This window comes from Streptomyces palmae (assembly GCF_004684805.1).
Taxonomy (GTDB): Bacteria; Actinomycetota; Actinomycetes; order Streptomycetales; family Streptomycetaceae; genus Streptomyces; species Streptomyces palmae.
This window is the reverse complement of record NZ_SRID01000043.1, coordinates 22,356-28,528: the sequence shown is the minus strand read 5'-3', so window position 1 is coordinate 28,528 and position 6,173 is coordinate 22,356. Positions and strand designations below refer to the sequence as shown.

Genomic DNA, 6,173 nt, shown 5'->3' with positions numbered 1-6,173 from the left:
GGGCGGGTACGTCGCCGATCCGCCCGACCCGGGGCCGCTCGGCCTCCGGGAGCCCTATCCACAGGCCCAGGCCCAGCGGGCGGGCGATCTCCTCGGCGACCCAGCGGCCGATGGTGCGCCCGGTGACCCGGCGGACCAGCTCGCCTATCGTCCAGCTGAAGGTCTGGGCGTGGTAGCCGTGGTCGGTGCCCGGCTCCCAGGCGGGCGCCTGGGCGGCGACCGCCTCCGGCCCGGAGACGCCGTCACCGGCCTGGGCCGGGGTGAGCGGGGTGTCCAGCGCCGGCACCGCGGCCCGGTGCGAGAGCAGGTGGCGCACCAGCACCCGCTCCTTGCCGTTGGCCTTGAACTCCGGCCAGTACCGGCTGACCCGGGCGTCCAGGTCGAGCTGTCCGCGCTGGTGCAGCAGCAGCGGCACGGCGGCGGCCACCCCCTTGGTGGCGGACCGCACCACCTGCGCGGTGTCCCGGGTCCACGGCTCCTGGCCGTCCGCGTCCTTGGTGCCGCCCCACAGATCGGCGACCTTGCGGCCGTGCAGGTAGAGGGCGAGGGCGGCACCGCGCTCACCGCGGCGCGCGAAGTTCTCGGCGAAGGCGTCCCGGACCGGTTCGAAGCCGTCCGCCACCGTGCCCTGGACGTCCACCACTGCTGCGTACTCCTGCCGTGCCTGTCGTCATCCGACGTGACTGAAGGGGCTGGGCCCCCGGGGGCCGCCGAGCCGCCGTGCGCGATCGCGATACGTGCGGCCACCATGGTGCAACAGCGCCGGGCCCCGGTTTCATGCCGGGGTACGGCCCCGGCAGCCGCGGTTTTCGGCCGCGATCGTAGCCCTCCGCGGTCGCGGCCCTGCGCGGTCGCGGCCTCAGCCGCCCGGGATCGTAGCGGACACCGAGCGAGCCCTCAGCCGCCCGAGACCGTAGCAGACCCCCAGCGAACCCTCACCCGCCGCCGACCGGAGCGGACACCCACCGCACCCTCACCCGCCGTCCGACCGGGGCGGACAGCCACCGTCTGCCAGCCGCCCACCGCAGGAACAGGCACCCACCAAGCCCACAGGCACCCACCACCGGCACAGCCACCCGCCACCGGCACAGCCACCCGCCAGCCCTCAGCCGCCCGCCACCGGCGCCGGCACCGAGCGCGGGTCGAATCCGTAGGGCAGCTCCAGCCGGTGCTCGCGCATCAGCCGCTCGTCGCAGAGCAGCTCGCGGGTGGTGCCGTCGGCGGTGATCACGCCGCCGCTGAGCACCACCGAGCGGGGGCACAGCTCCAGCGCGTACGGCAGGTCGTGGGTGACCATCAGCACGGTGACGTCCAGCGAGCGCAGGATGTCGGCGAGCTCGCGGCGGGAGGCCGGGTCGAGATTGGAGGACGGCTCGTCCAGCACCAGGATCTCCGGTTCCATGGCCAGTACGGTGGCCACCGCCACCCGGCGGCGCTGCCCGAAGGAGAGGTGGTGCGGCGGGCGGTCCGCGAACTCCGCCATGCCGACCCGCTCCAGCGCGCGGGTCACCCGTGCCTCCAGCTCCGCGCCGCGCAGGCCGGCGGTGGCCGGTCCGAAGGCCACGTCCTCCCGCACGGTGGGCATGAACAGCTGGTCGTCCGGGTCCTGGAAGACGATGCCGACCCGGCGCCGGATCTCGGCCAGATGCCTCTTGCCGACCGGCAGGCCGGCCACCTCGACCGTGCCCGCGCCGCCGCCCAGGATGCCGTTGAGGTGCAGCACCAGGGTGGTCTTGCCGGCACCGTTGGGGCCCAGCAGCGCGACCCGCTCGCCCCGGGCGATGGTCAGGTCCACGCCGAACAGCGCCTGGTGGCCGTCGGGGTAGGCGTAGGCCAGGCCGGAGACCTGGAGGGAGGGCGCGGTCGGGTCCGGGGCGGTGGGCATCACAGGGTCCATCCGGTCAGGCAGACCGCCAGCGCGGTCAGCGGGAGGGCGGCGGCGTACGCCCACTGGGCGCGGGTCGCCGTCACATCGTCGATCACCGGCATGGTGCCGGTGTAGCCGCGGCTGAGCATGGCCAGATGTACCCGCTCACCGCGCTCGTAGGAGCGGATGAACAGCGCTCCGGCCGATTTCGCCAGCACCCCCCAGTGGCGTACCCCGCGTGCGGTGAAGCCGCGCGATTCGCGGGCGATGCGCATCCGGCGCATCTCGTCGCCGATCACGTCCCCGTAGCGGATCATGAAGGAGGCGATCTGCACCAGCAGGGAGGGCATCCGCAGCCGTTGGAGGCCCAGCAGCAGGGCCCGCAGTTCGGTGCTGGCGGCGAGCAGGACCGAGGCGGCGACCCCGAGGGTGCCCTTGGCCAGGATGTTCCAGGCTCCCCACAGCCCGGACTCGCTGAGCGACAGGCCCAGGACCCGCACCCGCTCGCCCTCCGCGACGAACGGCATCAGCAGCGCGAACGCCACGAACGGGATCTCGATCAGCAGCCTGCGCAGCAGGAAGAGCGCGGGGATCCGGGCCGCCGCGGCGACCGCCGCCAGCAGCAGCGCGTACAGGCCGAACGCCCAGACGGCCTCCCGCGGGGTGGCCACCACCGCCAGCACGAAGCCGAACACCGCCGCGATCTTGCACTGCGGGGGCAGTGCGTGCACCGCGGAACCCCCCGCCCGGTACAGCCGGTGGACCGCCCCACCGCCGGACGCGTGTCCCGTACCCCCAGCCGCTCCCATGTCTCAGACCGCCTCGGTCTCGCGCGCGGGCACCGCCGCCGGACCGGCGGCCGTCTTCCGGCGCCGTACCAGGACGAACACCCCGGAGCCGACCGCCAGGGTCGCGCCGACCCCGATCACCCCGGCCAGTCCGCCGGAGAGCCGGGCGTTGGTGATGTCCTTGACGCCGTAGTCGGCCAGCGGGGAGTCCTTGGCCGCGTGCTCCTCGGTCTTCTGGTCGATGCCCTTGTCGTGGGCGACCTTCTCCAGCCCGTCCGGGTCGGCGGAGGCGTAGTAGCTCAGCCCGCCCGCGCACACCAGGGCGGCGGCGAGCCCGGCCAGCCACACCTTCCGGTTGCCCTTCGCCCGGGGCGCGCCCGCGCCGACCGGGACCCGGTCCCCCTCGGCCACCGGAGGGGCCTCGGCCTCCGGGGCGTCCCCGGGCAGGTCCCGCGCCGCGGGCTTGGCCGCGCCCGGACCGCCCGGGGTCGCCACCTCGACGGTGCGCAGCTCCAGCCGCTTGACCTGTCCGCGGGCGCCGTAGACCAGGTCGGGCCGTACGGCCAGCACCGCGCCGACCGTCAGGGCGGTGATCACCGCCTCGCCGATGCCGATCAGCAGGTGCACCCCGACCATGGCGGTGAAGACCTTGCCGGTCGCGACGTCGGTGGTGCCGCCGATCGCGTAGATGGCGGTGAAGGCGATGGCGGAGGCCGGTACGGAGACCAGCGCGGCCACGAAGGAGGCGATGCCGACCCCGCGCCGTCCGCTCGGCAGCACCGCGAGCAGGGCGCGGAACAGCCCGTATGCCACCAGGGTGGTGACCAGGGCCATGTCGGTGATGTTGACGCCGAGCGCGGTCAGGCCGCCGTCCGCGAAGAGCACGCCCTGCATCAGCAGCACCACGGAGACGGCCAGCACCCCGGTGTAGGGCCCGACGAGTATCGCGGCCAGCGCCCCGCCCAGGAGGTGGCCGCTGGTCCCGGCGGCGACCGGGAAGTTCAGCATCTGCACGGCGAAGATGAACGCGGCGACCAGCCCGGCCAGCGGGGCGGTGCGCTCACCGCCGAACCCGGCGGCGTCGCCGGATCCGGCGAACTCCCGGCGCGCCCCGCGCAGGCTGACCGCGACGGCGGCAGCGGCGATGGCGCCGGTCGCCACCGACACCGGGGCGTCGATGAATCCGTCAGGCACATGCATCCGGGGCTCCGATTCTGGCCGATTCGGCTAGGGCGTGGCGATAACCGTTCGATGATAGATGGCTACTGCGAACTGTTTGCAAGAGCGCCTTGATGGCATTCCTGTGAACGCCACCGGTGGCGCGGAAGCGGATTCCCCCGAATGCTGAAGGGAGCGTCCCCCCGGGGAGGTACGGCCCATGACCACGGTGACCGAGGATTCCCCCGCGGCTCCGCCGGTGCTGGAGCGGCGCCAGATCAACCTGGTCTTCACCACGATCGTGCTGGGCATGCTGCTGGCCGCGCTGGACCAGACCATCGTCTCCACGGCCCTTCCGACGATCGTGGCCGACCTGGGCGGCGGCGGGCACATGGCCTGGGTGGTCACCGCCTATCTGCTGGCCGAGACGGTCGCCACGGTGCTGGTCGGCAAGTTCGGCGACCTCTTCGGCCGGAAGGTGGTCTTCCAGCTGAGCGCGCTGGTGTTCGTCGCCGGCTCGGTGCTGGCCGGGGCCGCCAACAGCATGCTGCTGCTGATCGTCGCCCGCGCCATCCAGGGCATCGGCGGCGGGGGGCTGATGGTCACCGCGATGGCGCTGATCGCGGACGTGATCCCACTGCGGCAGCGGGGCAAGTACCAGGGCGCGCTGGGCGCCGTCTTCGGCGTCACCACCGTGGTCGGCCCTACCCTGGGCGGGCTCTTCACCGACCACGCCTCCTGGCGCTGGTGCTTCTACGTCAACGTGCCGGTCGCCGCCGTGATGCTGGTGATGGCCGCCCGCACCCTCCCGGTGGTCCGGGCCGCCGTCCGCCCGGTCATCGACTACCTGGGCATCGTGCTGGTCGCCCTGGGCTCCTCGGCGCTGGTGCTGGCCCTGGAGTGGGGCGGCAACCAGTACGCCTGGGGCTCGGCCGTCGTCATCGGCCTGTTCGCCGCCGCGGTCCTGCTGCTGACCGCGTTCGTGCTGGTGGAACAGCGCGCCAAGGAGCCGATGCTGCCGATGCGGCTGTTCCGCAACCCGGTCTTCACGGTGTGCTCGGCGCTCAGCTTCATCGTGGGCTTCGCCATGCTGGGGGCGCTTACCTACCTGCCGACCTACCTCCAGTTCGTGAACGGCAACTCGGCCACCCTCTCCGGGGTGCGGACCCTGCCGATGATCGTCGGGCTGCTGGGCACCTCGATCCTCTCCGGCGCCGTGATCAGCCGCACCGGCCGCTACCGGTACTTCCCGGTCGCCGGCTGCGCGGTGATGGCGCTCGGTCTCTACCTGATGTCGACCATGGGCCCGGGCACCGGGGTGTGGCTGGAATCGCTGTACATGTTCGTCCTGGGCCTGGGCATCGGGCTGGCCATGCAGGTGCTGACCATCGCCGTGCAGAACACCGTGGCCTACCACGAGCTGGGCGCCGCGACCTCCGGGGTGACCTTCTTCCGCACCCTCGGCAGCTCCTTCGGTACGGCGATCTTCGGCACCCTCTACAGCAACGAGCTCCGCCCCAACCTGGCCAAGGCCTTCGCCGCCTCGCCCGGGGTGCCGCCCGCCGCGGCCCAGGACCCCAAGTCGCTGCGCGCCCTGCCCGACGCCGTGGCCGCGCCGATCGTCCAGGCGTACGCCGACACCATCAACTACGTCTTCCGGTGGGTGGTGCCGGTCGCCGCCGCGGGCTTCGTGATCGCCTGGTTCCTCAAGGAGGTGCCGCTGCGGGACAGCGCCCGCGCCGGGGTCGCCGACATGGGCGAGGGCTTCTCCGCCCCCGACTCCCCCGACGCGGACCAGCAGCTGGAACGGGCGGTGGCCGGGGTGATCCGACGCTCCCCGGGCCCGGTCGGGCTGCGGCTGATCCATGAGACGGGCAGCCCGATCGACCCGGCCGACGCCTGGGCGCTGGGCCAGATCCACTGGCGGGAGCGGCTGCGCGGCCGGGCCCGGCTGAGCGAGGTGGCGGCGGCCCACCGGATGCCCCCGGAGGTCCTGGCCCCGGCCTTCGCGCGCACCACCGACGGCGGCTACGCCCGGCTCGACGGCGACCACCTCACCCTCACCCCCGCCGGCCAGGCCGAGATCGACCGGCTCAGCGCGGCCTGGCGGGCCTGGCTGAACGAACACCTGGAGGACTGGAACGCCGCCGACCCCGCCCACCAGGCCCGCCTCGACCGCGCCCTGGACCGCATAGCGACCCGCCTGCTGGAGGAGTCGGAGAAGGCGGAGGACCGGGCGCCGACGTAGCGGGTACGCCCGTTCGGGAAGGGCCCGTACGCCCCCGACCGCACCGGTGCTCACCCTCCGATCTCGCCACCGCCCTCCGCGAGCAGGCCGGGAACGACTGGCCGGGGATCGG

Annotated in this window: 5 protein-coding genes; 1 reads left to right on the top strand and 4 read right to left on the bottom strand. The window is 73.6% G+C overall.

Annotated elements, in window-relative coordinates:
- The 4 genes from E4099_RS07515 to E4099_RS07500 form a co-directional block, all read right to left on the bottom strand.
- Positions 1-640 (bottom strand): serine hydrolase domain-containing protein (locus E4099_RS07515; RefSeq protein ID WP_135338166.1); only part of this gene is annotated, 640 nt, incomplete at its 3' end.
- 465 nt (positions 641-1,105) lie between these two features.
- Positions 1,106-1,885, bottom strand: coding sequence for an energy-coupling factor ABC transporter ATP-binding protein (locus tag E4099_RS07510; RefSeq protein WP_135338165.1), 780 nt, complete (start codon positions 1,883-1,885; stop codon positions 1,106-1,108).
- Positions 1,885-2,676: a cobalt ECF transporter T component CbiQ gene (gene cbiQ, locus E4099_RS07505; protein WP_135338164.1), complete on the bottom strand. Its 792-nt coding sequence runs from the start codon at positions 2,674-2,676 to the stop codon at positions 1,885-1,887. Before cbiQ ends, E4099_RS07510 begins: the two co-directional genes overlap by 1 nt.
- A 3-nt stretch (positions 2,677-2,679) precedes the next feature.
- On the bottom strand, positions 2,680-3,855 hold the full coding sequence (locus tag E4099_RS07500) for an energy-coupling factor ABC transporter permease (RefSeq protein WP_135338163.1): 1,176 nt from the start codon (positions 3,853-3,855) through the stop codon (positions 2,680-2,682).
- 178 nt (positions 3,856-4,033) lie between these two features.
- Between E4099_RS07500 and E4099_RS07495 the strand changes: the two genes are divergently transcribed.
- On the top strand, positions 4,034-6,061 hold the full coding sequence (locus E4099_RS07495) for an MDR family MFS transporter (protein ID WP_135338162.1): 2,028 nt from the start codon (positions 4,034-4,036) through the stop codon (positions 6,059-6,061).
- Positions 6,062-6,173: the final 112 nt, after the last annotated feature.